The sequence below is a fragment of the Achromobacter sp. HNDS-1 genome (assembly GCF_040084795.1).
GTDB classification, from domain to species: domain Bacteria; phylum Pseudomonadota; class Gammaproteobacteria; order Burkholderiales; family Burkholderiaceae_B; genus Achromobacter; species Achromobacter ruhlandii.
The window spans coordinates 5,631,730-5,657,181 of record NZ_CP157584.1 but is presented as its reverse complement, the minus strand read 5'-3'; the positions used below and the strand labels follow the sequence as shown (position 1 = coordinate 5,657,181).

Sequence of the window (25,452 nt, the reverse complement as noted above, 5' to 3'; positions counted from 1 at the left end):
TATCCTTGGACATCAGGGAAGCAGTTCGGAAACGGATTTGCCGGACATGGCCAGCGACTTGACCTCGGTTTCGGTCAGGGCGCGCGACCAGAAAGCCAGGTCGTCGAAGTACATCGTGTAGGGCCCCTTGGTGCCGGCGCAGCACACGCCGTAGGTGCCCTTGCCGTCTTCATTCAGGCCCAGGTGCGGACCGAACACGCCGGCGATCTGGGCGAAATTGACGCTGCCGGTGGAGATCGAGCGGCTGAACCAGCCCATTTCGGTGTCGTAGACATAGGCGGCCATGGTCTTGGCGGTCTTGTTGATGACCATCGCCACGTAGACCGGCTTGTTGGCCGTGAACTTGACCCCGTTGATGTCCACGCGGCTGCCGCCCGCCAGGTTGAAGCGCAGCTCGGGGCCGGCCCACTGGGCGATGGTGATGCCGGGGTTGCCGCCGGAGTTGTAGTCCTTGTTGCCCAGGATGGAGCGGTCGTTGGCGGTGCCATCGGACTGATACCAGAAGCCGATGGTGAAGGCCTGGACGCTGTCGAGCAGGCCCGCCGGATAGTCCAGCTTGAAGGCGCCGGTGGGGTCGCCGCTGCGCTCGTTCTGGAACATCTTGCCGAACACGCCCTTGTCGGCGAACACCGGCGCCTGCACGCCGTCATAAGGGGTGATGGCTCCGCCGCCGGCGGCCTTGTCCGTCAGGTTGCCTTCGAACGGGAACAGCATCGTCAGGCCGTTGCTCAACGACGGCAGCAGCGGCACCGGCGCGGTGTAGACCACGGTGGCGCGCACCGCCGTCACGGCGTTGCCCACCGCGATGCCATAGTTCAGCTCATGCACGCCCTCGGTGGTGAAGACGAAGCCGGTGTCGACATAGTCCGTGGCCGTGCCCGGCAGGCGCGCAATCTCCTTGCCGTCGCGGCTGATGACGATGTCGCCGGTGGGCGTGCCCACGCGGGTCCAGCTCAACGTCACACTCTTGTTATCCATCGAGGTGCGGCTGGCCCCACGGCGCAACGCCACGGCCTCGGACAAGGCGGTGCCGGCCAGGTCGTACTGCCCCGCCGCCGGCAGCGCGCCCAGGTGCGCCAGCAGCGTTGGCGCGGCATCGGCCGCGCTGGGCAGGCCGTACCAGGCGTTGTCCCAGGCGCCGTCGACCGCCGCATCATCGGCGCTGCCGCCGAGCAGCGGCGAGCGGTTCATCGCCAGCAGCGTGGTTTTGTTCAGCGACAGCGGCAGGCCGTCGCTGCCGCCGGTGCGGTCCAGGCCGTGGCTGGAAGCCACCACCACCAGCCAGTTTTCTTCCGGATGGGCGGCGCGGCGATCCGCGACCTGCTTGAGCAACGCGCCAATGGCGCTGTCGGTCTGGCGCAAGGTGGCGCGGTAGCCGTCGCCGAAGCCGCCGGTCGCGGCCGCACGCTCGGCGGCGCCGAACTGCGCCACCACCACGTCGTAACCTTCAATGATGCGATCGCGCGCCTGGCTGGCGACGCAATCGTCGACGCCGGCGCAGTCCGTCAGGCTTTGCAGATAACCGGCGTCGCGGTCACCGCCGACCAGGCCGGCCAGCAACGACGAGTTGAAGGCCGCCGCGGCGCGCGCGGCCGGCTTGGCGGCATTGACGCGCTTGAACAGGGTCGCCGTCTTGGGCGCCTGACCCGGGGCGTTGCTGCGCACGCCGTGCTGATCCGCCCATTGGCCGGTCAGCAGCGTGGCCCAGCCAGGCGCCAGCAGGGTGGGCTGCTGCGTCACCCCGCCGGTGACGCCGCCGGTCCAGGAACGGGTCGCCGTCAACTGCGCCAGGTTGGGCAGCGACTTGTCCGCCATGCTCTGGCGGTAGGCGTCATAGGTGAGGCCGTCCACGCCGATGAACAGCACCTTGGCGGCCGCGCCCGGCTGCGGCTGCACGGCCGGCGGCGCCGTCGTGCCGTCGTCGTTGTTGTCATCGCCGCCACCGCAGCCGGCCAGCGCGCCCAGCGCCGCCAGCGCCGCGCACCAGCGCTTCCATTTCAATACCTGCATGTTCTTTCCCTTTCGAAACCCGCTTTATGGGTGGCCCACATAGTGGCGTCGCAAGGTGAAAGCCCCATTAAGGGAAGAAAGGAATCATTGATCGATGGATCAGGATTTTTTTCCGCAGCGCTACAGACCGCAACAACGACATGGGACCGGCAAGCCGGTCCCATGCTGGTCGGAGGGCCGGTGGCCGCGGAATCAGGCGCCGATCCGCACGCCGGTCAGGTAGCCGACCGACGCGCCGAAACCGTCCTTGTAGTTGGCCTTGACCAGCGGTTCCAGGATCGGACGCACCGTGTTGAACAGTGCGCTCTGCGGCGTGCCCCAATCAGCGGCGTGCTGGAAATTGCTGGTGATGTAGGTCCAGCCGTTGATCTCGTCGACCGCCTGCAGGCCGGTCGATTCAGCCGCCACCGGGCACGACAACAGGCGCGACAGCTGCTTGGTGTCGACGTTATAGGCCCACAGGAAGTTGTTGACGTGGCCGCCACTATCCTCGCCCACGAACAGCGTGCGCAGCTTCTCCGAGAACTTGAGGTTGTCGGGATTGGAGATCTTGTCGGCATTGTGGGTGTTGCCCAGCGCGTCGACCGGCGAGATCGGCGCGCCGACCAGCTCGGCCACCGCCGCCATGTCGACCGGCACCCATTCGCTGTCGATGGCCTGGCCGGTGCTGTCGACCTGGCCGGCCTTCATGTGCAGCTGGTACACCGCGCCGGCCGCGTTGGCCTGCACCTTCATGCCGTCCACCGTGCCGTCGATCATCGACTTCTCGATGCGCGACATGGCGCTGTAGGCGATCTTGTCCTTGACGTTGACGGTGGTGCCTTCCATCTTGGTAAAGCCCAGCGAGCCGCCGACCAGCGCGGCATAGCGGTGGGTTTCCAGGAACGCCGCGGCCTGGCGGCGGCCCGGCAGCAGCTTGACCCAGTTGTTGGCGCCGTTGAAGCGGATCTTGGTGAAACTGCTGTCGGCCGGATCGGCAGTGCGCACGTCCATGATGTCGGCGGCGGTCAGCTGGTCGGCCAGTTCCTTCACTTCGGCGCTGGTGGCGTGGCCCAGCTTGATCCAGGTCAGCGTGGCCGCGCCCGGCCCCGTGCCCGAGGTCTGCGTCCACTTGGCCACGTAGAGCGTGCCGGACGACAGGTCGGCCTTGCGATCGGCCACGAACATGAACAGGCCGCCGTTGGTGGCGTCGTCGCCCATCAGCGCGGTGCGCTGGTCGGGCATGATCTGCACCAGCTCGTGCGAGATGCGGCCCATGCAATAGTGTTTCTTGATGCTGCCGGTGCCGTCGGGGTTGACCGTCACCTCCGGCATGTGGCCGTAATGATAAGGGTTGGCCTTGTTGGGATCGCCGAACAGGTTCTGGCTGTAGGCCTGGAACTGCGCGTCCGAGCGGGCGATGGTGGCGTCCGGTTCGTACTCTTCGCTGGACAGGTGCGTGTTCCACGGCGACAGGCTGGCGCCACAGGTGATCCACAGGCCGTTGACCGACGAGGTGTCCACGTTGCTGTACTTGACCAGGCTGAGCTTGCCGGTGGCCGGGTCCTGCGCCAGCGTCAGCACCGCGATCGGCGACGGCAGGCGGCCATACATGTCGGCGCCGGACTGGTCCATCGACTGGTATTCGAACTGCACCACGGCGAACACGGTATTGCCGTTGACGCCGGGCACGGCGGGCGCGTCCAGCTTCAGCAGCGACATGCCGTCCGGACAGTTCGAGAAGAACTGGCGGGCCTTGGCCGGCACCGAGTTGTCCATGATGGGCGCGCCGCTGTTGTTGAAATACGCGCCGGCGATGATGCTGCCGCCCTTGCCGTCCGGCACCGCGTCGCCGGTCATGAAGAACGGTTCGTAGCCCAGCTCGATCTTGCGGGTGGAGCCGTCGCTGAAGGTCAGCACCATCGCCGACCCCACGGTGGTGCGCGCCATCAGCTCGGGCGTGGCCAGCGTGGGCGCGGCCATCGAGGTGAACGCGGCGGACGTGAAGGTCACGTTCGGCGGCGGCGTGACGACGGGGCTGTCGTCATCGTCGTCGCTCGAATTACAGCCCGTCAGCAGCGCGGCCATGCCGACGCCGCCCAGCGGCAGCATCGGCGCGCCCCCGAGCATCTTCAGAAGGCGGCGGCGATTGGCGTGTGTCGTGTCTTGCATCGTGGTTTCCTGTGGGAAGGGATCGGTGCCGCGGCGCCCGGCCGCAACGTGCACGCATGCTAGAGAGACGCGATGTAAGCTTGATGACAGTGCGGTGTTGGTTGTTTGAAAGAACCCGCGCCGCCGTATCGCGCAATTGTCATGATCGGCTGCTAGAGTCGGGCGCATTTCCGCCGTAACGTTGCCCGCGTCACCGCCATGCCCCTGTCCCTGCGCCTGTCCCCGCCCGCGGCCCCCGCCGCGCTCCGAGTCCTTGCCATCCTGGCGCTGGCTGCCGGCCTGGGCGTGTGGGGCGCGGTGCTGTTCGCGCCCGCGCCGCCCGCCCTGCCCGCCCCCGTCGCCGCGCCCGAGCCGCGCGCGGCCGACAACGGCCCGGTGGCCCTGTGGTTCGGCCGCGATGAAGTGTTGCGCACGCAGATCAGCGTGCTTGGGGTGATCGCGGCCGGCCCCGACGGCGCCGCCGTCTTCAGCGTCGACGGCGGCCCGCCGCTGGCCTGGCGCGTCGGCGACGAGGTCGCCCCGGGCATCGTGCTCAAGGCCGTCGGCGCCGACGCCGTCACGGTCGAGCAAGGCGGCCGCGCCAGCCGCATCGCCGCGCCGGCCGCTCCCGCCCCCGAGGGCGGCATCGCGCGCGCCGCGCCGTGAGCCGCGCGCCTCATATTGCTGTCATATTTCATGTCCACAATCGCACGCTTCTCACTGAAATACCGGAGTCGTGAAGTGCGCCAGTCATCGCGTGGGCTCGCCCGCCAGCAAGGTTTCACCCTGATCGAGATCATGGTGGTCATCGTGATCATGGGGATTCTGGCGGCCCTGATCGTGCCGCGCGTGCTGGACCGCCCCGACCAGGCGCGCCAGGTCGCCGCGCGCCAGGACATCGGCGGCATCATGCAGGCGCTCAAGCTCTACCGCCTCGACAACGGCCGCTACCCGACCACCGCCCAGGGCCTGCGCGCGCTGGTGGAAAAGCCCGAAGGCGCGTCCAACTGGCGCGGCTATCTGGACAAGCTGCCCAACGATCCCTGGGGCCATCCCTACCAATACCTGAGCCCTGGCGTCAAAGGCGAAATCGATGTGTTCTCGTTCGGCGCCGACAACAAGCCCGGGGGAGAAGGCGGCGATGCCGACATCGGTTCGTGGGAACTCTGAGCGCGGCTTCACGCTAGTCGAAGTCCTGGTGGTGCTGGTGATCGTCGCCATCGCCGCCAGCATGGTCAGCCTGTCCATCGGCAAGGGCGCCGATCCATTGCGCGAGGATGCGCGGCGCCTGGCCGACGCCTTCACCGTGGCCGAGGGCGAGGCGCGCAGCGATGGCCGTCCGATCCGCTGGCTGCCCACCAGCGGCGGCTGGTCGTTCGAGCGCCAGGGCCGCTCCGCCGCGCCGACCGCCCAGGATGACTCGCCCCTGCCCGCGGACAAGCTGGAACGCGACGAGGTGCTGCGGCCGCAAGCCTGGCGAGCCGGCCCGGTGCAATGGCATCTGTCGCCCGAACGCCCGCTGCGCTTCAACACCGAATGGGTGGCCGACCCGTTCAGCGTGCAGCTGCGCGCGGGCGACTCGCACGTGACGTTGACGCGCGACGCCGCCGGACATTATGAGATTCACTGATTCCCCCCTTCCGCTTAGCCGCCGGCGGCAACGCCAGCGCGGCTTCACCCTGATCGAGGTGCTGGTGGCCCTGGCCATCATCGCCGTGGCGATGGGCGCGGCACTGCGCGCCACTGGCGTCATGGCCGCCAACAACCGCGCGCTGCAGGACAAGACCCTGGCGCTGCTGGCGGCGCAGAACGCGCTGACCCAGTTGCGGCTGGAACAGACCCTGCCGCGCGCCGGCTCGCAGACCGTGCCCTGCCCGCAAGGCGGCCTGGCGCTGCAATGCGAACTGGTCTTCACCAATTCGCTGAACCGCAGCTTCCGCCAGGTCTCGGTCAAGGTGCGCGATGGCGCCAACGGCGCGTCCCTGCTGCAGCTGGACGGCCTCCTGTCGAGCCTGCGATGAATTCCCGCCGCGCCGTCGCCCGCGCCCAGGCGGGCTTCACCCTGATCGAAGTGCTGGTGGCGCTGGCCCTGATGGCGCTCGTCAGCCTGATGGCCTGGCGCGGCCTGGACAGCGTCTCCAGCGCGCGCGACTGGATCGCGCGGCAGGCCGACGACACCGACGCCGTCGTCCGCACCCTCGGGCAGATGGGACGCGATGTGGAAATGGCCTACAACGGTCCGTCGTTCGCCGCGCCCGGCGTCGACGCCCAGGTCTTCACCTCGGGCGTGCGGCTGCTGCGCGGCGCCGCCGGCGCGCAGACGCTGGAAATCCTGCGCCCCGCCCCCGATGACGACGGCCGCTGGCAGCGGGTGCAATGGTCGGTGCGCAAGGACGGCCTGTGGCGCGCCAGCGGCCTGCCGGCCGAACAGGGACCGCTGCCGCCGGTCAACGACGGCGTGCTGCTGCTGCCCGGCGTGCGCGCGCTGGCGCTGCGCGGCTGGGTGACGGGCATGGGCTGGGTCGACACCCGCGCGCCCTTCTCCGCCACGCCCGCCGGCATCGAGATCACGCTCGACCGCGGCCCGGCCGGCGACGCGCGGCGCTACAGCCGCATCCTGGAACTGCCATGAGGGGGCCGCCATGAACCCGTGCCTGCCGCGCGAACGCGGCGCCGCGGTGGTCAGCGCGCTGATCATTGTCGCCATCGTCGCGGCCCTGACCACCAGCCTGTTCCAGCGCCAGACGGCCAGCACCCGCCGCATCGAGAACGAGATGGCCCGGGTGCAGGCGCGCATGCTGCTGGCCGGCGGCATCGACTGGGCGCGCCTGGTGATACGCGACCACGGCCGGCGCGAATCGACCACCCGCGGCGACCAGATCTGGGCCACGCCGGTGCTCGACACCCGCATCGAACGGCCCGGCGACGATCGCGTGGCGGTGTTCTCCGGCCAGGTGCAGGACGAACAGGGCAAGTACAACCTGGGCAACCTGGCCAGCCATGGCGTGCCCCAGCCCGAACAGGAACAGGTGCTGCGGCGCCTGCTGGGCGCGCAGCGCCTGCCGGACACGCTGGCCGCGCGCATCGTCGGAATCATCGCCGCCAGCCAGCCGCCGGCGCCGGCGGCCGGCGCGCCCACGCCGGCGCAGGGCGGGCCGACCCCCGACGCGCGCGCGCCGCTGCCGCGCGGCATCGACGACGTCAGCGCGCTGCTGGGGCTGGAGCCGGCCGTGCGCAACGAAATGCGGCGCACCATGACGGTGCTGCCCGTGGCCACCAGCGTCAACGTCAATACGGCGCCGCCCGAAGTCGTGGCGGCGCTGGTGCCCGGCCTGTCGCTGAGCCAGGCGCGCGCGCTGACCGGCGAACGCGACCGCGGCAACTGGTTCAACAACAGCGGCGACTTCGCCAACCGCCTGGCCGCCACCGGCGTCAAGGGCCCGGTGCCGGCCGTGACCACGGCCAGCGGCTGGTTCATGGCCAGCGGCGCGGTCGTGTACGAACGGGCCCGCGTCTCGATGCAGGCGCTGATACGCAGCGCCCCGCCGGCCGCGCCCGACACTATCTGGACGAGAGAAAACCCTTGAAGAATTCCCTGCGCATCGCACTGGTCCCCCTGACCGAACTCGGTCCGGGATCCTTGCTGCCCTATGCCTGGTTCGACCGCCGCGGCCGCTGCGCGCGCCAGGGCGAACTGCCGCTGCATGCCCTCGGCCAGGCCTACCCGCAGGCGGCCTGCGAAGCCGTGCTGCATCCCGGCGACGTAATCGCCGCCACCGTACAGGTGCCCGCCGTGGCCAAGGCCCGCTTCGCCGCCGCCGTGCGCGGCGCGCTCGAACCGCTGGTATTGAGCGACCTGGACGAGCTGGCCATCGGCCACGGCCCGCGCGGCGCCGATGGCCAGGTGCCGCTGGCCTGGGCGCCACGCGAACCCGTGCGCCGCGCCTGGAGCCTGCTGAACGCCCAGGGCCTGCGCGCCCACGCCCTGATCGCGCCGCAGACGCTGGCGCCCGGCGAAGCCGCGCCGCTGCGCGATCCCGCCGACCCGCGCTGGCTCGCGCCCTCGCCCTCCTGGTCGCTGGCCATGCCGCAGCTGGCGCCGGCGCGCGTCTCGCGCTGGCGGCCTGTGTGGCGTTGGGGCGCGGCCGCCGCCGTGGTCTGGATCGGCGGGCTGAACCTGCACGCCGCCCAGATGCGCGGCGAGGCCAAGGCGCTGCGCGAAGACATGCGGCGCCAGGTGCTGGCGACCTTTCCCGACATCCCGGTGGTGCTGGATCCGGCGCGCCAGGCGCGGCAGGGGCTGGACGCCTTGCAGAATCGCCGCGGCGCCGCCACCGCCGGCGATTTCCTGCCGCTGGCGCGGGCCGCGGCCCAGACCCTGCCCTTCGCCGCCGACAACGTCGCGCGGCTGTCGTACGGCGACCAGGCGCTGACCCTGCAACTGGCCGACGCCGGCGCCCAGGCCCAGCGCGTCGCCGAAACCCCGGCGCTGATCCAGCAGGCCGCGGCCCAGGGCCTGAAACTGGAACGCGGCGACACCGACAACACCTGGCGCATCACGCGCAGCCAACCATGAAACCGATCGAACGCCTGAGCGCCGCCTGGCGCGCCGCCCTCACCCCCCTGGCCCCCGCCGCCGATCGCGCGCGCCAGCGCTACCAGGCCCTGGCCCCGCGTGAACGCCGGCTGATCAACAGCGCCGGCGTCCTGCTGGGGCTGGCGCTGGTCTTCACCATCCTGGTCGAGCCGGCGCTCGATTCGGTGCGCAAGCTGCGCGAGGAACTGCCACGGCTGCGCGGCCAGGCCGCCGCCGTAGCCGACCTGACCCGCCAGGCGGCCGGGCTGCGCAACCAGGCCGCCGCGCCCGCCGCCACGCTGCCTGCCGCGGCCGACATCGGCGCCAGCCTGGCGCGCGCCGGCCTGCCGGCCGATCACTGGAAGCTGGAGTCCCCCGGCCAGGGCGACAGCGTGACGCTGGCGCTGACCGAAGTGCCCGCCTCGGCGCTGTTGCGGTGGCTGGAGAACATTGCCGGCGACTGGGGGCTGACGGTCGGCAAGGCCGACCTGACGCGCGCCGCCAACGCCAATGGCCGGCCGCTGCCCGGCCTGGTCAACGGCAGCGTGACGCTGGTCCTGCCCGCCCGCCAGGCGCGATCCTGATGCGCCTGCCCCGCCTGCCCAAAGGCACCGGCCTGGCGCTGGCCTGCGCCGCCAGCGCCGCGATCGCCGCGGCCGCCGTGCTGCCGGCGCGCTGGCTGCTGGCCTGCCTGCCCGCCGATGCGCCGGTGGCGCTGGCCGATGCTGGCGGCACGATCTGGGACGGCAGCGCCTGGATCGCGCTGGGTCCGCCGGGGGCGCGCCGCATGCTGCCCCAGGCCCTGCGCTGGCAATGGCGCTGGTCGTCGCTGTCGCTGGAACTGTCGCACCCCTGGCTGCAGGGCCCGGTGCGCGCCGGCCTGGGCTGGAACGGCATCAGCCTGTCGGCGCAATCGCTGCGCCTGCCTGCCACGGTGCTGCCGGCGCTGGGCGCGCCCTGGAACACGCTGGCGCCCGAGGGCCTGCTGGAAATCCAGTGGCAGGCGCTGCGGCTGGGCGGCGCCCTGCCCGATGCGCCGCTGGCCGAACTGCGCTGGCGCGATGCCGCCACCGCCCTGTCGCCCGTGGCGCCGGTGGGGACCTACGTGCTGCGGGTGCGTGGCAACGGCCGCGCCGGCGCCACGCTGGCGCTCAGCACCGAAAGCGGTCCGCTGGCGGTGACCGGCCAGGGCAGCGTGACTGCCCGCGGCGTGCGCTTCCAGGGCCAGGCCACGTTCGCGCCTGGCGCCAGCGAAGCCGACCGCGGCGCGCTCGACGGCCTCATGTCGACGCTGGGCCGCCGCAACAACGACACGGTGATCTTCGGCACCGACAAGTAGCGCCGGACCGGCGTCCTGTTGCACGCCGGCCACGAAGCCGTCTTTGTCAGACTGAGTCGCAGACTCCGCGGCGTCCTCGGCGACGCCGCGGAGTCTGCATCGTTTCCGCCCTGCGTAGACCGCGCAGCAGCCCGCTCGCGGACACGCCCGCGCGATCTCGGACTGTCTCTCGATTGACGCAAAAATTCATAAAACATAACGTTTTGAATGATTTTTGCAGCCGTCGTTTTCGTTCGTCTCCCCATGTCGTATTCGCCCCGCGCACGTCCCGCGCATCCCCCCGCGCCGCCGCTCCGGTCCGCATCCCGGGCCACGACGCGCGACATCGCCACGGCCGGCTCCTGTCTCAACTGAACGCACCACGGCCGGGGCTCGCCGCCCCGGCCGTGGCCGCCTTTCCTGGAACCCGACCATCCGATGCCCTCCGCCATGCCTTCCGTCTTCCCTCCCCGCACCCGCCTCCGATTCGCCACGCTGGCCGCGGCCCTGGCCGCCGCCTGGACCGCCCCGATGCAGAACGCGGCTGCCGCCGACGCGGCGCCCACGCTTGCCCCGATCACCGTCATCGACCGCTCGAACCAGGGCTCGATGCGGCCCGGCGCCCTGCGCGACGAACTCGTCAAGACCGAATCCATCAGCGAACGCGCCATTGCCAAGGCCGGCGCCACCAACGTCAACGAGGCGCTCGACAAGAACCCCGGCATCGCGGTCCAGGTCGAATGCTCGATCTGCAACGTGCGCAACATCCTGCTCAACAACCTGCCCGGCCGCTACACCACGCTGATGATCGACGGCGTGCCGATCTTCTCCTCGGTATCGTCGGCCTACGGACTGGACAGCGTCAGCGTCTACGGCGTCGAACGCATCGACGTGGCGCGCGGCGCCGGCGCCAGCCTGATCGCCCCCGAGGCCCTGTCCGGCTCGGTCAACATCGTCACCAAGCGCCCCACCGAGGCCGAGAACCGCGCCCGCGCGCAGATCGGCAGCTATGGGTCGCGCCAGGGCGACGCCTACCTCGCGCGGCCGTTCGACGGCGGCGCCATCACCGCGACGCTGAACTACAACAAGCACGACTCCGTCGACGCCGACCACAACGGCATCTCCGAATACACCGGCTACGACCGCCGCCTGGGCGGCATCGGCTTCTTCCTGGACGACGCCGGCGGCTTCAAGGTGCGCGGCCGGCTCGACGTGGTCAACGAAAAGCGCGGCGGCGGGGCACTCGGCACCGACTATTCCGCCATCAAGCACAGCACCACGGGCAACCCCTTCGACTGGCGCGGCGGCGTGCATGGCTCGCCCGACCGCGACGGCTGGGTCGACCCGGCGGACGGCGCCATCATCGCCTACGACAAGGGCCCGGGCGGCGACCGCGGCGGCCGTGGCGGCATGTCCGAGATCATCTTCACCGACCGCGTGCAGTTCATCTCCACCGGCGAAAAGCGCTTTGGCGACAGCCTGCTGCGCCTGGCCGTGGGCGCGGCCGAGCACAAGCAGGACAGCTTCTACGAGCTGGCCACCTACATCGCCCGCCAGAAGCAGTATTACGCCGAGGCCAGCTGGCAGACGCCCATCGCGGGCTGGCTGACCACCCTGGGCGCCAACCTGCGCTACGAAGACCTGAGAAGCCACGGCAGCATGGAAGACGGCACCCCGGTAAGCGGCGTCGACGACTACACCTACCGCACTCCGGCCCTGTTCGTGCAGGCCTACCGCGCGCTGCTGGACGACGCGCTAGAGATCAACGGCTCGGTGCGCTATGACCGCCACAACGTCTTCGGCGGCATCACCTCGCCGCGCCTGAACGCGCTGTACCACCACAACGACCGGCTTTCCAGCCGCGTCAGCGTCGGCAAGGGCTTCCGCGCGCCCACCAGCTTCTTCGAGCAGGAACACGGCATCCTCAACACCATCCGCATCGACCGCCAGATCAGCAAGCCCGAAGAATCGCTCAACGCCAGCTACGCGCTCAACTACGCCGACGACCGCCTCGCCGTGACCGGCTCGTACAACTACAACCGCATCAAGAACTTCGCCATGCTCGACCCCGACCGGCACGATGCGGACGGCAACGACATCACGCTGTTCTCCAGCTCCCGCGAGCCCGTCATCGTGCAGGGCGTGGACCTGACGATGTCCTACCTGCTGACGCCGGCCCTGAGCGTGATGGCGGCGGCCGAGGCGTTCAACTACCGCTTCCCCGCCAAGACGCTGATCTTCGCGCGTCCCAACGCCAAGGCCTACCTGGGCCTGGACTACGACCGCGGCGATTTCGACTTCAACGCCAAGCTGGTCTGGACCGGCCCGATGAACCTGCGCAAGTTCCATGACGACGGCTCGGGCCGGCAGGATCGCTACAACCTGGACGGCACGCCCAAGCGCGAAAAAAGCCCCGGTTTCTTCACCCTCGACCTGCGCGGCGAATACGCCGTCAACAAGCACTTCACGCTCTATGCCGGGGTCGACAACCTGTTCGACTACAAGCAGTCGGACAAGGAAAGCCCGCTGTTCGTCAACGGCGATGGCGACCTCGACGTCACCCAGCTGTGGGGCCCCAGCCGCGGCCGCTACCTGTATGCCGGCACCCGGCTGAGCTTCTGATGCGCCGCCTGCCGTGGACCTGCCTGGCCCTGTGCGCGGCGACGGCGATCGCCAGCGCCCAGCCACGGCCGGTCTCGCGCCCGCCGGCGGGTCGAGCCTGGGACTTCTCCCTGCCCACCCTGGACGGCGGCCGCTTCGTGCGGCTGGCATCCCTGGAAGGGCCGGTGCTGGTCAATTTCTGGAGCCGCGATTGCCCGCCGTGCGTCACCGAGCTGCCACGGCTGCAGCGCTTCGCCGACGCCCATCCGGCGTGGACGGTGCTGCTGGTCAGCACCGACGCCCCGGCCGCCGCCACCGAATTCGCGCGGCGCCATGACGTCCGCCTGCCGGTGCTGCGCCCCGGCGGCAATGTCGTCGCCCTGATGCGCGCCGCTGGCAACCGGGGCGGCGCCCTGCCCTTCACGGTGGCGACCCGTCAGGCCCGCATCTGCGAGGGCCAGCTCGGCGCCTTGTCCAGCGCGGACCTGCGCCGCATCGCCGACGCCTGCGCGCGGGCGCCGGGCAAGCCGGGCGCGGTCGCGCCCTGAACCGCGTGGCGCGGTAGCCGGCCGCACACTAGGCGTCGCGCGTCACCCGCAGGATCTCCTCGGGCGAGGTTTCACCGCTTTGCACCCAGCGCGCGCCATCCTCGCGCATGCTGAGCATGCCGGCGGCGCTGGCCGCGCGGCGCAACTCGCGTTCGTCGCTGCCTTCGTGGATCAGGCGGCGCGCCTCGTCGTCGACCGTGAACAGTTCATGAATGCCGGAACGGCCGGCGTAGCCGGTGTGGTTGCACGCCTCGCAGCCGACCGGCTGGAACACCCGCTCGCCGTCCTGCATCGCCGGCTTCTTGCAGGCCGGGCACAGCTTGCGCACCAGCCGCTGGGCCAGCACGCCCAGCAGCGACGAGGACAGCAGGAACGGCTCCACGCCCATGTCGGTCAGGCGGGTCACCGCCGACACCGCGTCGTTGGTGTGCAGCGTGGCCAGCACCAGGTGACCCGTCAAGGATGCCTGCACCGCGATCTGCGCGGTCTCCAGGTCGCGGATCTCGCCAATCATGATGACGTCCGGATCCTGGCGCAGGATGGCGCGCAGCGCCAGCGCGAAACTCATGTCGATCTTGGCGTTGACCTGGGTCTGGCTGATGCCGGGCAGGTCGTACTCGATCGGGTCTTCCACGGTCAGGATGTTGCTGGTGGAGGCGTCCAGCCGGCTCAGCGCCGCGTACAGCGTGGTGGTCTTGCCGCTGCCGGTGGGCCCTGTCACCAGCACGATGCCGTGCGGCTGGCGGATCAGGCGGTCGAGCTGGCGCAGCACACCAGGCGCCATGCCCAGCTTTTCCAGCTGCAGCCGGCCGGCTTCCTTGTCCAGCAGGCGCAGCACCGCGCGCTCGCCGTGGCCGGTGGGCAGGGTCGACACCCGCACGTCGATCGGCCGGCCGCCCACGCGCAGCGCGATGCGGCCGTCCTGCGGCAGGCGCTTTTCGGCGATGTCCAGGTGCGCCATGATCTTGATGCGCGAAATCAGCGCCGCGTGCAGCGCCTTGCGCGGCGAGACCACGTCGCGCAGCGTGCCATCGACGCGGTAGCGCACCACCGAATGGGTCTCGAATGGCTCGATGTGGATATCGCTGGCGCCATCGCGCGCCGCCTGGGCGAACAGCGCGTTGATCATGCGGATCACCGGCGCGTCGTCCTGCGCGTCCAGCAGGTCGGCCACCTCCGGCATATCCTGCAGCAAGCGGTCCAGGTCGATCTCGTTCTCGGCCACGCCCATCACCGAGGCGGCGTCCTCGGCATGGCTGTAGGCCGCCGCCAGCAGCGTTTCCAGCGCCTCGTCGTCGACCCGCGTCACGGCGATGTCGCCGTGGCAGCGCCGGATCTCGCGCACCGCCCATTCCGGCGTGCGCGGGCTCACGGTCAGTTGCGCATGACCCGCGCGCAGCGACAGCACCGCCCGCTGCGCCCGCGCCCACGCGTACGGCAAGGGATGCGCGCTCATAGATGCGAGACCAGTTCGCCCTTGTAGCCCAGCTCGCGCAGCAGCGAGGTGGCCGTGGAGATGGTGCCGGGATCCTTGGACACCTGGCTGCGCACCACATAGCCCATGCCGCCCGGGCCGGCCTGCACGTAGGCCTGCAGGCCGCTGGCCTGGACCCGCTGGACGATGCGATCGGCCTCGCCGCGCGTCTTGACCGAGGCGAACTGCAGGGTCGCGCTGGTCTTGTCGACTTCGCCGTAGAGCGAAGCCGGGTCGCGCGCCACGCTCACGCCCAGCGGCAGGTTGGCGCGGATCGGCAGCGACGGATCGCTGGTCTGGCGCGCCGCCGGATACTGGCGCACCGCGAACGATTCCACCGTGGCGGGCGGCGGACGCCGCATCGTGTCCGCCAACTGATCGGGCCGCATGTCGTAGACGTTGTTGGACACCGACGGCGCCGAGCCCGGCGGCGGCAGCATGGGCGCCTGCATGTTGGGCAGCAGCCAGTGATCGCCCGGCTGCGCGACGCCCTGGGCGCGGCGCATGTAGTCGTAGCGGTCCATCGTCACGCTGGCGCTCTGGCGCGCATCGCGCACCACGTAGGGCCGCAGGAACACCATCAGGTTGGTCTTGGTGCGCTTGCGGCTGTCGTACTTGAACAGCGACCCCAGCACCGGAATCGAACTCAGGCCCGGCACATTGTTGGAGGTCAGCGTCACGTTGTCTTCCAGCAGGCCGCCCAGCACGATGATCTGGCCATCGTCGATCAGCACGCTGGTGTCGATGGCGCGCTTGTTGGTGACGATGCCGGTGGTCGGTGTCGAACGGCTCTCATCGATGCTGCTGACTTCCTGGTAGATGTCCAGCTTGACCGCGCCGCCTTCGGAGATCTGCGGCCGGATGTTCAGCTTCAGGCCCACGTCCTCGCGCTGGATGGTCTGGAACGGGTTGTTGTTGTTGCCGCCGTTGGTGACGTACTGGCCGGTTACGAAGGGCACCGTCTTGCCCACCAGGATGCTGGCGGACTGGTTGTCCAGCGTCAGCAGGTTCGGCGTGGACAGGATGTTGGCTTCGCCGGTGTTCTGCATCGCCCGCGCCAGCACGCCCAGGTTGATCACCTTGTTGCCCAGCACGTCGACCGTGCCCTTGACCACGCCCAGGCTCAGGCCGCTGCCGAGCGCGTCGATCGAGGTCGGACCGGTGCCCGACAAGCCGCTGCCGCCCAGATTGGTGCCGCCGATGAAGCTGGTGCCGCCGCTGTTGATGTTGCCCGCGCCGGTCATCCACTGGATACCGAATTCGGCGGCCGCCTGTTCGCTGACCTCGACGATCAGGCTCTCGACCAGCACCTGCGCGCGGCGCTGGTCGAGCTGGTCGATCACTTCGCGCAGGCTGCGGTACAGCGGCTCGGGCGCCGCGATGATCAACGAGTTGGTGGCCGGGTCCGCCTGGATGGTGGCGCCGCCGGCGGAATACGACACGGCCTGGTTGCCGGAATCGTCGCGCGCGATGCGTTCCTGGTCCCCCGACAATCCGCCCTTGGCGTTGCCGGCGCTGTTCGACGAGCCGGACATGCCCAGGCCGGTGTTGTTGGCGCTGGCGGAGGATTGCGCCGGGCGGTTGCCGCCGGTCTGCCCGATGCCGCCGCCGGCGCCGCCATTGGGGCTGGAGCCCGGCGCCGCGTTGGCCTGGCCGGCCAGCAGGCCGCCCAGCACTTCGGCGATGCGGGTGGCCTGCGCATTGCGCATGTAAACCACGTGCAGATTGCCGGCGCGGTTCTGCTGCGCGTCCAGCTTCATGATCAGGTCGCGCGCCAGTCGCGTGCGGGCCGGGCTGCCCGCGCGGATCAGCACGCTGTTGCTGCGCGGGTCCGCCACCACGGCGATGCGCTGGGTCGGATCGCTGCTCTGCGTGTCCAGCAATTGCGAGGCCAGGACGGCGATGTCCGACGCGATGCCCGAACGCACCGGCACCACGTCGGTGTCGATCGAACTGGGCACGTCGATGCGGGCGATCACCGCGGCGATGCGATCCAGGTTGTCGGCATAGTCAGTCACCACCAGCGTGTTATTGCCCGGGTACGCATTGATGGGATTGTTCGGCGGCACCATCGGGCGCAGCACCGGCACCAGGTTGGCCGCGTTCTCGTACTTCAGCGGGAACACCCGCGTCAGCATCTCGCCGCTGTTGCCCGAGCGGCCGCGCGCGAAGTCCGCGACCGACACAGGCGCCTTGCCCGCGCCGCCGGCGGCGGGCGCCGGCCGCGGATCGCCCACCACCGCGCTGCCTTGCAGCTTGGCGTCGGCCTCGGGCACCACGCGCGTCACGCCGTCCACCTCGACGATCGCGAAGCCCTGCAGCCGCAGCGCGCCGGTCAGCATCGACAGCGCCTGTCCGCTGTCGACCGGCCGGTCCGACACCAGCGTGAGCTTGCCTTTCACGCGGGGATCCACCAGGAAATTGCGCTTGGTGAACAACGACAGCGCACGCAGCACGGCAGGGATGTCCGTGTCGACGAAGTTCAGGCTGACGCGATTGTCCGCCTGTTGAGCATAGGCCTGGCCGGCCGCGGGTCCGAGTTGGCTTGCCGCGAGCAAGACCGCAAGGCTGAGTTGCGCGATATGACGCATGACGAGATATGCCTGAGACGTGAAGTCGTGTGAAAAAACGTGAAAGCGCGTCGGAGTATACGGGGTGACACTGCAACACTACGGTCATAATCCAAAGGCAAGGTGACGGGCTGCAAAGCCTTGATTTACGGGCCTTTCCGCCAAGCGGCGCGGGCCCGAGCCACCTTCCCACCATGCCATCCTTTCGTTACGAAGCGACTGACGCGCTCGGCAAAATCGTGCAGGGCACGATCGACGCCGACAGCGAGCGCGGCGCCCGCAACCAGTTGCGCGGCCGCGGCCTGCTGCCCCTGTCCACCTCCCCCGCCGCGCGCGTCGAAGGCCTGGGCGCCGCGCTGCGCACGCGCCTGTCCGATGCCGACCTGGCCTGGCTCACGCGCCAGCTCGCCAGCCTGCTGGCCGCCCGCCTGCCGTTGGACGCCGCGCTCAGCGCCACGCTCGAACAGGCCGAGAAAAAGCACATCGCCGCCACGCTCGAAGGCGTGCGCGACGACGTACGCGCCGGCCATCGCCTGTCCACCGCGCTGGCCTCGCGCCCGCGCGACTTTCCCGAGATCTACCGCGCGCTGATCGGCGCCGGCGAGGAATCCGGCGATCTGGCGCAGGTCATGGAAAAACTGGCGGACTACATCGAAGAGCGCAACACGCTGCGCAGCAAGGTCATGACGGCGTTCATCTATCCCGCCGTGGTGGCCTGCGTCTCCGTCATCATCGTGATCTTCCTGCTGGGCTACGTGGTGCCACAGGTGGTGTCGGCCTTCAACCACGCCAAGCAGCAATTGCCGCTGCTGACCCGCATCATGCTGGCGCTGTCGGACTACGTGCGCGACTGGGGCCTGGCCACCGGCGCCGCCGTCGCGCTGGCCATCGTGCTGTGGCGCTACTCCCTGCGCGTGCCCGCCGCCCGCCACGCCTGGCACGCCCGCGTGTTGCGCCTGCCCCTGGCCGGCCGCTTCGTGCTCGGCGTCAACGCCGCGCGCTTCGCCTCGACCCTGGCCATTCTCTGCGGCAGCGGCGTCGCCCTGCTCACCGCCCTGGACGCCGCCCGCCGCACCCTCGGCAACGACGTGCTGCGCGGCGCCGTCGACGAAGCCGCCGCGCGCGTGCGCGAAGGCGCGTCCCTGTCGGCCTCGCTGGCCGCGCAGAAAGCCTTCCCCTCGCTGCTCATCCACCTGATCGCCAGCGGCGAAAAGACCGGCCAGCTCCCCGAACTGCTGGACCGTGGCGCGCAGAACCTGTCGCGCGACCTCGAACGCCGCGCCATGGCCATGACCGCCCTGCTGGAACCCGCCCTGATCCTGCTGATGGGCGGCTTCGTCCTCCTGATCGTGCTGGCCGTGATGATGCCGATCCTGGAAATGAACCAGCTGATCCGCTAGGCGCACAAAAAGAAAAGGCCCGCGTCCAAGCCGCGGGCCTCAGGGAATCCATAACAAGGAATCGAACAACCGCCAACCCGCGCATTGGCACGCCGCGGAACAGCTGGAATAACAGCGCGCGGAAAAACAGAAAAGTGAACGCCAAAGAAAAAAAGCGGCCCCCCCAAAAGCCGCCGCCCTACAGTTCTCTCTCCCCACCCGCGCGAAGCGACAACACCCCGCCGCCCCACCACAGCGTATGCAAACTGCGGCCGCCCGCGCGGCCACAGTTTGCGGGCCCCGCAAGCTCCCCCGCAAGCCACCACCACAGCAGCGCGTCAATTCTCAAAGGCGCCAGCTCGGCGCGCAGGCGGGACGGATGCGGGCGCCGTCGATGCGCCCGAGGGAATCTGAAGGGAAGGCCGCAGGCCTGGACGAAGATGACAACGGGGAAGTCCGGAGCGAACGCTCCGGACCGCAATCGTTGGCGCCCGCATCCGTCCCGCCTGCGCGCCGGGCGACCCAAGAAAAAACCACTACCGCAAAAAACTTCGGGGCGACCCTTACGGCCACCCCGACATCCAACCCAAGCGATTCAAACGCAAACTCAAAGCGCCTCTTCGTCGCTCTCCCCCGTCCGAATCCGGATGGCCTGCTCGACCGGCGTCACGAAAATCTTGCCATCCCCGATCTTCCCGGTCCGAGCCGCCTTCACCACCGCCTCGATCGCCGCCTCGACCTGATCATCCGGCAGCACCACCTCGACGCGGATCTTCGGCAGGAAATCCACCACATACTCCGCCCCGCGATACAGCTCGGTATGCCCCTTCTGGCGCCCGAAGCCCTTCACTTCGGTCACGGTCAGCCCGCTGACGCCGACCTCGGCCAGCGCCTCGCGGACTTCGTCGAGCTTGAAGGGTTTGATGATGGCGGTGACTTGTTTCACGTTGGTCGTCCTGATTGTGCGGTCTGTTGCGGCGCCCGGCCTCGAACACTATCGGACCCAGGCGCAATGATTGAGAGAATACCACCGGCGCCGGGGGCCAACCGGCCCGTCCGCCATTGCCGGGAAAACCCGAATACGGCTCAGCCCGGCGGCGCCTCGTCCGGAATCCGGTCGGCGTCGCGCATCCACACCACCGACTCGGAATCGCTCGGCGCGCGCCAGTCGCCGCGCGGCGACAGCGACCCGCCCGAGCCCACCTTGGGCGCGTTCGGCACGCAGGTGCGCTTGAACTGGCTGAGGCGGAAGAAGCGGTCCAGGAAGATCTTCAGGTTGCGCTTGATCGCCGCCAGGTCGTACTGGTTGCGCGCCACGTGGCCGCCTTCCGGCCAGGCGCCGGCATCGCGGTCGCGCCAGGCCGCCAGCGCCAGGAACGCCACCTTGGTCGGCGCGAAGCCGTAGCGCAGCGTGTAGTACAGGTTGAAGTCCTGCAGCTCGTAGGGGCCGATGGTGTCTTCGCTTTTCTGGGTCGGCTTGCCGTCATCGCCGCCTGGCACCAGTTCGGGGCTGACGTCCGTGCCCAGCACGTCCAGCAGCACCGCCGCGCCGGTCTCGCCCAGGCGGCCGGACTCGGCCACCCAGCGCACCAGGTGCGTGATCAGCGTCTTGGGCACGCTGGCGTTGACGCTGTAGTGCGACATGTGGTCGCCCACGCCATAGGTGCACCAGCCCAGCGCCAGCTCGCTCAGGTCGCCAGTCCCGATGACGATGGCGTTGTTGAAATTGGCGATGCGGAACAGGTGGTTGGTGCGCTCGCCGGCCTGCACGTTCTCGAAGGTGATGTCGTACACCGGCTGGCCTTCGGCATAGGGATGGCCAAGGTCCTTGAGCATCTGCAGGCAGCTCGGGCGGATGTCGACCTCGGAGGCCGTGCAGCCGACCACCGCCATCAACTGGCGCGCCTGCTGCAGCGTGCGCGTACTGGTGGCGAAACCCGGCATGGTCACGGCCAGGATGTTGGCGCGCGGCAGCCCCAGCGTATCCATGGCCTGGGCGCAGACCAGCAGCGCGTGGGTCGAATCCAGGCCGCCCGAGATGCCGATGACCACCTTGGACATGCCGCTGGCCGAGAGCCGCTGCGCCAGCGCCTGCACCTGGATGTTGTAGACCTCCTTGCAGCGCTCGTCGCGGCGCCGGGCATCGGCCGGCACGTACGGAAAGCGCGCCACGCGCCGCTCCAGCGGCAGCTCGGCGTCCTCCAGCGGCGCCGCGACCGGCACCGGCACCAGGCGGAACTGGCGCACTTCGTCGCGGTGACGGCGCGCCGATTGGCCGAAGGTGGTCTGGTGCATGCGCTCGCGCGACAGGCGCTCCAGGTCGACGTCGGCAAACAGCAGGTGCGATTCGTTCAGGAAGCGCTCGGACTCGCCCAGCAGCTCGCCGTTTTCGTAGATCAGCGCCTGGCCGTCCCAGGCCAGGTCGGTGGACGACTCGCCGCGGCCGGCCGAGGTGTACATGTAGGCCGCCAGGCAACGCGCCGACTGCTGCGCCACCAACTGGTGGCGGTAGGCCGACTTGCCGACCACGATGTTCGAGGCCGACAGGTTCACCAGCACCGTGGCGCCGGCCAGCGCCGCGAACGAGGACGGCGGGATCGGCACCCAGACGTCTTCGCAGATCTCGACGTGGAACTGGAACAGCGGCAGCTTTTCCATCTGGAACAGCAGCTCGGCGCCGAACGGCACGGCCTGGTCCAGCAGGCGGATCTCGGTGGCGACGGCGCAATCGGCCGCGCTGAACTGGCGCGCTTCGTAGAATTCGCTGTAGTTGGGCAGGAAACTCTTGGGCACCACGCCCAGGATGCGGCCGCCGGCGATGACCACGGCGCAGTTGTACAGCTGGTGCGCCACCCGCAGCGGCGCGCCGACGATGACGGCGATATCCAGTTCGGCCGTGGCCCGCGCCACCTGGTCCAGCGCCGCCTCGCAGGCGTCCAGCAGGGCCTTCTGGTGGAACAGGTCGTCGCAGGTGTAGGCCGACAAGCCGAGTTCGGGGAACGCCACCAGCACGGCGCCGCCCTGGGCCGCCTGCTGCGCCAGCGCGATGGTCTGCGCGGCGTTGAAGGCCGGGTCCGCGACCTTGCACTCGGGCACGCCCACGGCGACCCGGGCGAAGCCATGGGAATACAGGTTGAAGAACGGGTTCGACATCGGATCCATCGCCTGGGGCGCCTTGATACGGAACTGCACGAAACGGGCCTGCTGCAGGCCCTGGGAATCCTACCGGGCGATTATCTCACGGCGTCATGCGCCGGACGGCGGCGCCAGGCGCTCCGGATCGGCCCGGTGATGCGCGCCTTCGGCCGCCAGCGCCGCCTGGACGGCGCCCTCGCGCAGGTAGCTGCCCATGGCGCCGATGTCCGCGCCAGACGGCTGCTGGTACAGCCGCAGGCCCAGTTCCGGCAGGATCGCCAGCAGATGGTCGAAGATGTCGCCCTGGATGCGTTCGTACTCGACCCAGGCGGTGACGGCCGTGAAGCAATAGACCTCGACCGGAATGCCATCGGCGGTGGGTTCCATCATGCGCACCATCATCGCCATGTCCTGGCGCACCTCGGGGTTCTGCTTCAGATAGGCCAGGCCGTAGGCGCGGAAGGTGCCGATATTGGTCAGGCGGCGGCGGTTGGCCGGCACGCTGGCCAGCTCGCCCATGGTCTGGTTGGCCTGGGCGATGTCCTGGGTCTTGACCCGCAGGTAATCGTGCAGCAGCCGAAAGCGCATCAACTGCTGGGCTTCCTCATCGGTCAGAAAGCGCACGCTGCTGGCGTCGATGCGCAGGGTGCGCTTGATGCGCCGGCCGCCCGACTCGAACATGTGGCGGTAGTTGCGGTAGCTTTCCGAGAACAGCTTATAGGTCGGCACCGTGGTGACGGTGTTGTCCCAGTTCTGCACCTTGACCGTATGCAGCGCGATGTCCTTGACGAAGCCGTCGGCGTTGGACTGCGGCATCTCGATCCAGTCGCCGATGCGCAGCATGTCGTTGCTGGTGAGCTGGGTGCTGGCCACCAGCGACAGCAGCGTGTCCTTGAACACCAGCAGCAGCACCGCCGACAGCGCGCCCAGGCCGGAGATCATCCACAGCGGCGAGCGGTCGATCAGGATGGAAAGCACCAACACGGTGCAAACCGCCATCAGGATCAGCTTGCTGATCTGGATATAGCCCTTGATCGAGCGGGTCTGCGCCCGGGTGGTGGCCGAATAGGTGTCCTGCCAGGCGCTCAGCACCCCGGAAAACGCCACGAACACGCAGATCCAGGCGCCGGCGTGGGCCAGGCGCCCGACCAGCGTGGCCGCCTTCTCGACGTGCGGCACCAGCTCGATGCCCACCGACACCACCGCGAATGGCACCGCGTACCACAGGTTCTGATAGGCGCGGCGGCGCTGCAGCGCCTTGTCCCAGTCCTCGTGGCCGCTGACCACCAGCAGCCGGTGCGCCAGCAGCAGCACCACCCGCGCGACCACCCACTGGACGAACAGCGCCGTCAGGATCAGCACGCCGATGCCGACCAGCGTCTGCGCCCACGGCTGGTGCGGCATATAGGTATCGAGTTCGGTGGCCAGCTGTTCCCATTCCATGGGCATAGGTCGTGTGCTCTCTTTCAGGTGACTAAGTGGGAAGGCGCCGACAGCCGCCGGGGAAAGCCCCGCCGCCTTGGGCGTGCCGCCCCCGGAGGGGCGTGTTTCATCCCGAGGCGGCTCGGCGATGGAAAAACGCCGTAGACCGCCGGATATGACCCTGAATTATCCGACAACTCGCGCCGCCGCGCGTTTCCAGCCGCAACAGCGGGGCGCCGGATTCGTCAGGCGCCCGAGGCAGGCCCTATAATCCCCGCCATCATGGCAAACACTCCCTCCCCCGATCAAAACCAGTTCGCCAACAAGGCGCAGGCCTGGTCCGCCCGGTTCTCGGAACCGGTTTCCGAACTCGTCAAACGCTACACGGCGTCCGTGGACTTCGACAAGCGCCTGGCGCGCGTCGACATCCAGGGTTCGCTGGCGCACGCCGACATGCTGGCGGCCCAGGGCATCATCGGCGCCCAGGACCTGGCCGACATCCAGCGCGGCATGACCCAGATCCTGTCGGAAATCGACGCCGGCAGCTTCCAGTGGCTGCTCGACCTCGAAGACGTGCACCTGAACATCGAGAAGCGCCTGGTCGAGCTGGTCGGCGATGCCGGCAAGCGCCTGCACACCGGCCGTTCGCGCAACGACCAGGTGGCCACCGACATCCGCCTGTGGCTGCGCGGCGAGATCGACACGCTGATCGACCTGCTGCGCCAGTTGCGCCACGCGCTGGCCACGGTGGCGCTGGACAACGCCGCCACCATCATGCCGGGCTTCACCCACCTGCAGGTGGCCCAGCCCGTCACGTTCGGCCACCACCTGCTGGCCTACGCCGAGATGTTCGGCCGCGACGCCGAGCGCCTGGCCGACTGCCGCCGCCGCGTCAACCGCCTGCCGCTGGGCGCCGCCGCCCTGGCCGGCACCTCGTTCCCGATCGACCGCGAACGCGTCGCCAAGACCCTGGGCTTTGACGGCGTCTGCCGCAATTCGCTCGACGCCGTCTCCGACCGCGACTTCGCCATCGAGTTCTGCGCCGCCGGCGCGCTGATCATGACGCACGTCTCGCGCCTGTCCGAAGAACTGGTGCTGTGGATGAGCCCGCGCGTCGGCTTCATCGACCTGGCCGACCGTTTCTGCACCGGCAGCTCGATCATGCCGCAGAAGAAGAACCCCGACGTGCCCGAACTGGCGCGGGGCAAGACCGGCCGCGTCAACGGCAACCTGGTCGCCCTGCTGACCTTGATGAAGGGCCAGCCCCTGGCCTACAACAAGGACAACCAGGAAGACAAGGAAGGCCTGTTCGACACCGTCGACACCGTGCGCGACACGCTGACGATCTTCGCCGACATGGCGGCCGGCATCAAGGTCAAGGCCGACAACATGCGCGCCGCCGCGCTGCAGGGCTTCGCCACCGCCACCGACCTGGCCGACTACCTGGTCAAGCGCGGCGTGCCGTTCCGCGACGCCCACGAAGTGGTGGCCCACGCCGTGCGCGACTGCGAACAGCGCGGCTGCGACCTGGCCGACCTGTCGCTGGATGAGCTCAAGGCCTATCACCCGACCATCGGCGACGACGTGCACCAGGTGCTGACGCTGGAAGGCTCGGTCGCCGCGCGCAAGCACGTGGGCGGCACCGCCCCCGAACGCGTGGCCGAGGAAGCCCGCCGCGTGCTGCAGGAGACGGCGGCGCAGTAAGCCCGCGGTTCCCTCGCTCGAAAACAGGCGGCCCCGGATTTCCGGGGCCGTTTTTCATGAATCGCCGCCGTGTGCGCCAAACGGAGCGTCAGACGAGCGAAACCTCCAAGCGCCGTCCAAGCTTCTCCAGCGCCGACTCGACCTGATCGATCCGGGAGGCGTGCCGCACATCCAGCAGGCGATCCACTTGCGGCATGTGCACGCCCATGCGGCGAGCCAACTCCGCCTTGCGCACCCCTTGCTGGATCATCTCGTTGGACAGGAACACTTTACTGGTCACCAGCGCCGGCAAGGTCACCGACGCCTGCCCCGCCAGCACGGGCGACGGCAGGGGAATGGGCCGGCGCGCGTCGAAGTAGATTTCCAGCGCAGCCTCAAGCGCTTCGCGGGCGTTGATCGCAGCCTCTTGCTGGTCATCACCCACTGTCAACGCTTCCGGAATATCTGAAAATCGGACGAACCAGGTGCGATTGGAATCAAGCGTCAGGGTGTAGGGATAGGTCAGCATGAATGTTGTCCTCACTAGCTGCTGCCATGACGGACTTTCGGAGCGTATCCGCTGGTTGGGCATGCCAGTGAATTGGG

21 protein-coding genes are annotated in these 25,452 nt (G+C 69.3%); 13 read left to right on the top strand and 8 right to left on the bottom strand.

The window, feature by feature from the left end; all coding sequences use genetic code 11:
* Positions 1-12: 12 nt before the first annotated feature.
* The gene (locus tag ABFG95_RS26145; RefSeq protein ID WP_348995083.1) at positions 13-2,010 is read right to left on the bottom strand and encodes an alkaline phosphatase family protein; all 1,998 of its coding nucleotides are present in this window, start codon (positions 2,008-2,010) and stop codon (positions 13-15) included.
* Positions 2,011-2,202: 192 nt separating this feature from the next.
* Entirely contained in the window at positions 2,203-4,161 is a 1,959-nt protein-coding gene (locus ABFG95_RS26140; protein WP_175146667.1) for an alkaline phosphatase PhoX, read from the bottom strand.
* A 198-nt stretch (positions 4,162-4,359) separates the two neighbouring features.
* Here ABFG95_RS26140 and ABFG95_RS26135 point away from each other — a divergent pair, with 198 nt between their 5' ends.
* From ABFG95_RS26135 to ABFG95_RS26085, 11 genes are all read left to right on the top strand, one after another.
* Positions 4,360-4,806: a hypothetical protein gene (locus ABFG95_RS26135; protein ID WP_348995082.1), complete on the top strand. Its 447-nt coding sequence runs from the start codon at positions 4,360-4,362 to the stop codon at positions 4,804-4,806.
* A gap of 75 nt (positions 4,807-4,881) precedes the next feature.
* Positions 4,882-5,310 carry a type II secretion system major pseudopilin GspG gene (gspG, locus tag ABFG95_RS26130; RefSeq protein WP_020927290.1) on the top strand — a complete coding sequence of 143 codons (429 nt, stop codon included), beginning with the start codon at positions 4,882-4,884 and terminating at the stop codon, positions 5,308-5,310.
* Positions 5,282-5,770 carry a type II secretion system minor pseudopilin GspH gene (gspH, locus tag ABFG95_RS26125; protein WP_348995081.1) on the top strand — a complete coding sequence of 163 codons (489 nt, stop codon included), beginning with the start codon at positions 5,282-5,284 and terminating at the stop codon, positions 5,768-5,770. The genes gspG and gspH overlap by 29 nt, the downstream gene beginning before the upstream one ends.
* Positions 5,757-6,161, top strand: coding sequence for a type II secretion system minor pseudopilin GspI (gene gspI / locus ABFG95_RS26120; protein WP_049074482.1), 405 nt, complete (start codon positions 5,757-5,759; stop codon positions 6,159-6,161). The genes gspH and gspI overlap by 14 nt, the downstream gene beginning before the upstream one ends.
* A complete protein-coding gene (locus tag ABFG95_RS26115; protein ID WP_175146665.1) occupies positions 6,158-6,772 on the top strand; it encodes a prepilin-type N-terminal cleavage/methylation domain-containing protein in 615 nt (204 codons plus the stop codon). Before gspI ends, ABFG95_RS26115 begins: the two co-directional genes overlap by 4 nt.
* 10 nt (positions 6,773-6,782) lie before the next feature.
* A complete protein-coding gene (gene gspK, locus ABFG95_RS26110; protein ID WP_059270032.1) occupies positions 6,783-7,727 on the top strand; it encodes a type II secretion system minor pseudopilin GspK in 945 nt (314 codons plus the stop codon).
* Positions 7,724-8,716, top strand: coding sequence for a type II secretion system protein GspL (gene gspL / locus ABFG95_RS26105; protein WP_348995080.1), 993 nt, complete (start codon positions 7,724-7,726; stop codon positions 8,714-8,716). Before gspK ends, gspL begins: the two co-directional genes overlap by 4 nt.
* The gene (gspM, locus tag ABFG95_RS26100; RefSeq protein WP_336729017.1) at positions 8,713-9,300 is read left to right on the top strand and encodes a type II secretion system protein GspM; all 588 of its coding nucleotides are present in this window, start codon (positions 8,713-8,715) and stop codon (positions 9,298-9,300) included. Before gspL ends, gspM begins: the two co-directional genes overlap by 4 nt.
* Positions 9,300-10,055, top strand: a complete 756-nt coding sequence (gene gspN / locus ABFG95_RS26095; protein WP_063569257.1) for a type II secretion system protein N — start codon at positions 9,300-9,302, stop codon at positions 10,053-10,055. The genes gspM and gspN overlap by 1 nt, the downstream gene beginning before the upstream one ends.
* Positions 10,056-10,484: 429 nt before the next feature.
* A complete protein-coding gene (locus ABFG95_RS26090; protein WP_236749549.1) occupies positions 10,485-12,656 on the top strand; it encodes a TonB-dependent receptor in 2,172 nt (723 codons plus the stop codon).
* Complete coding sequence (locus ABFG95_RS26085; protein ID WP_100502515.1) at positions 12,656-13,183, top strand: TlpA disulfide reductase family protein; 528 nt, start codon at positions 12,656-12,658, stop codon at positions 13,181-13,183. The genes ABFG95_RS26090 and ABFG95_RS26085 overlap by 1 nt, the downstream gene beginning before the upstream one ends.
* Before the next feature lie 28 nt (positions 13,184-13,211).
* On the opposite strand, the gene gspE is transcribed toward ABFG95_RS26085, so the two are convergent.
* Complete coding sequence (gene gspE, locus ABFG95_RS26080) at positions 13,212-14,639, bottom strand: type II secretion system ATPase GspE (RefSeq protein WP_049074503.1); 1,428 nt, start codon at positions 14,637-14,639, stop codon at positions 13,212-13,214.
* The gene (gspD, locus tag ABFG95_RS26075) at positions 14,636-17,248 is read right to left on the bottom strand and encodes a type II secretion system secretin GspD (protein ID WP_175147154.1); all 2,613 of its coding nucleotides are present in this window, start codon (positions 17,246-17,248) and stop codon (positions 14,636-14,638) included. Before gspD ends, gspE begins: the two co-directional genes overlap by 4 nt.
* Before the next feature lie 173 nt (positions 17,249-17,421).
* On the opposite strand from gspD, the gene gspF reads away from it, so the two are divergent.
* Positions 17,422-18,627: a type II secretion system inner membrane protein GspF gene (gene gspF, locus ABFG95_RS26070; protein WP_063588013.1), complete on the top strand. Its 1,206-nt coding sequence runs from the start codon at positions 17,422-17,424 to the stop codon at positions 18,625-18,627.
* 586 nt (positions 18,628-19,213) lie between these two features.
* On the opposite strand, the gene ABFG95_RS26065 is transcribed toward gspF, so the two are convergent.
* The 3 genes from ABFG95_RS26065 to ABFG95_RS26055 form a co-directional block, all read right to left on the bottom strand.
* Positions 19,214-19,552 carry a P-II family nitrogen regulator gene (locus ABFG95_RS26065; protein WP_006386376.1) on the bottom strand — a complete coding sequence of 113 codons (339 nt, stop codon included), beginning with the start codon at positions 19,550-19,552 and terminating at the stop codon, positions 19,214-19,216.
* Positions 19,553-19,692: 140 nt separating this feature from the next.
* Positions 19,693-21,759, bottom strand: coding sequence for an NAD(+) synthase (locus ABFG95_RS26060; RefSeq protein WP_278992475.1), 2,067 nt, complete (start codon positions 21,757-21,759; stop codon positions 19,693-19,695).
* 93 nt (positions 21,760-21,852) lie between these two features.
* On the bottom strand, positions 21,853-23,184 hold the full coding sequence (locus ABFG95_RS26055) for a mechanosensitive ion channel domain-containing protein (RefSeq protein ID WP_054504113.1): 1,332 nt from the start codon (positions 23,182-23,184) through the stop codon (positions 21,853-21,855).
* A 261-nt stretch (positions 23,185-23,445) separates the two neighbouring features.
* On the opposite strand from ABFG95_RS26055, the gene argH reads away from it, so the two are divergent.
* Positions 23,446-24,867 (top strand): argininosuccinate lyase, encoded by a 1,422-nt coding sequence (argH, locus tag ABFG95_RS26050; RefSeq protein ID WP_020927273.1) that lies wholly within the window; start codon positions 23,446-23,448, stop codon positions 24,865-24,867.
* 88 nt (positions 24,868-24,955) lie between these two features.
* Here the strand turns inward: argH and ABFG95_RS26045 are convergent, their stop codons facing one another.
* The gene (locus tag ABFG95_RS26045; protein ID WP_348995079.1) at positions 24,956-25,375 is read right to left on the bottom strand and encodes a type II toxin-antitoxin system HicB family antitoxin; all 420 of its coding nucleotides are present in this window, start codon (positions 25,373-25,375) and stop codon (positions 24,956-24,958) included.
* Between the last annotated feature and the right edge of the window lie 77 nt (positions 25,376-25,452).

Excerpts from the sequence above, each read along its gene's own strand:
- ABFG95_RS26145 (WP_348995083.1), bottom strand. The coding sequence starts at position 2,010 with ATGCAGGTATTGAAATGGAAGCGCTGGTGCGCGGCGCTGGCGGCGCTG.
- ABFG95_RS26140 (WP_175146667.1), bottom strand. The coding sequence starts at position 4,161 with ATGCAAGACACGACACACGCCAATCGCCGCCGCCTTCTGAAGATGCTC.
- ABFG95_RS26135 (WP_348995082.1), top strand. The coding sequence starts at position 4,360 with ATGCCCCTGTCCCTGCGCCTGTCCCCGCCCGCGGCCCCCGCCGCGCTC.
- gspH (WP_348995081.1), top strand. The coding sequence starts at position 5,282 with ATGCCGACATCGGTTCGTGGGAACTCTGAGCGCGGCTTCACGCTAGTC.
- gspI (WP_049074482.1), top strand. The coding sequence starts at position 5,757 with ATGAGATTCACTGATTCCCCCCTTCCGCTTAGCCGCCGGCGGCAACGC.
- ABFG95_RS26115 (WP_175146665.1), top strand. The coding sequence starts at position 6,158 with ATGAATTCCCGCCGCGCCGTCGCCCGCGCCCAGGCGGGCTTCACCCTG.
- gspK (WP_059270032.1), top strand. The coding sequence starts at position 6,783 with ATGAACCCGTGCCTGCCGCGCGAACGCGGCGCCGCGGTGGTCAGCGCG.
- gspM (WP_336729017.1), top strand. The coding sequence starts at position 8,713 with ATGAAACCGATCGAACGCCTGAGCGCCGCCTGGCGCGCCGCCCTCACC.
- gspN (WP_063569257.1), top strand. The coding sequence starts at position 9,300 with ATGCGCCTGCCCCGCCTGCCCAAAGGCACCGGCCTGGCGCTGGCCTGC.
- ABFG95_RS26090 (WP_236749549.1), top strand. The coding sequence starts at position 10,485 with ATGCCTTCCGTCTTCCCTCCCCGCACCCGCCTCCGATTCGCCACGCTG.
- ABFG95_RS26085 (WP_100502515.1), top strand. The coding sequence starts at position 12,656 with ATGCGCCGCCTGCCGTGGACCTGCCTGGCCCTGTGCGCGGCGACGGCG.
- gspE (WP_049074503.1), bottom strand. The coding sequence starts at position 14,639 with ATGAGCGCGCATCCCTTGCCGTACGCGTGGGCGCGGGCGCAGCGGGCG.
- gspD (WP_175147154.1), bottom strand. The coding sequence starts at position 17,248 with ATGCGTCATATCGCGCAACTCAGCCTTGCGGTCTTGCTCGCGGCAAGC.
- gspF (WP_063588013.1), top strand. The coding sequence starts at position 17,422 with ATGCCATCCTTTCGTTACGAAGCGACTGACGCGCTCGGCAAAATCGTG.
- ABFG95_RS26060 (WP_278992475.1), bottom strand. The coding sequence starts at position 21,759 with ATGTCGAACCCGTTCTTCAACCTGTATTCCCATGGCTTCGCCCGGGTC.
- ABFG95_RS26055 (WP_054504113.1), bottom strand. The coding sequence starts at position 23,184 with ATGGAATGGGAACAGCTGGCCACCGAACTCGATACCTATATGCCGCAC.
- argH (WP_020927273.1), top strand. The coding sequence starts at position 23,446 with ATGGCAAACACTCCCTCCCCCGATCAAAACCAGTTCGCCAACAAGGCG.
- ABFG95_RS26045 (WP_348995079.1), bottom strand. The coding sequence starts at position 25,375 with ATGCTGACCTATCCCTACACCCTGACGCTTGATTCCAATCGCACCTGG.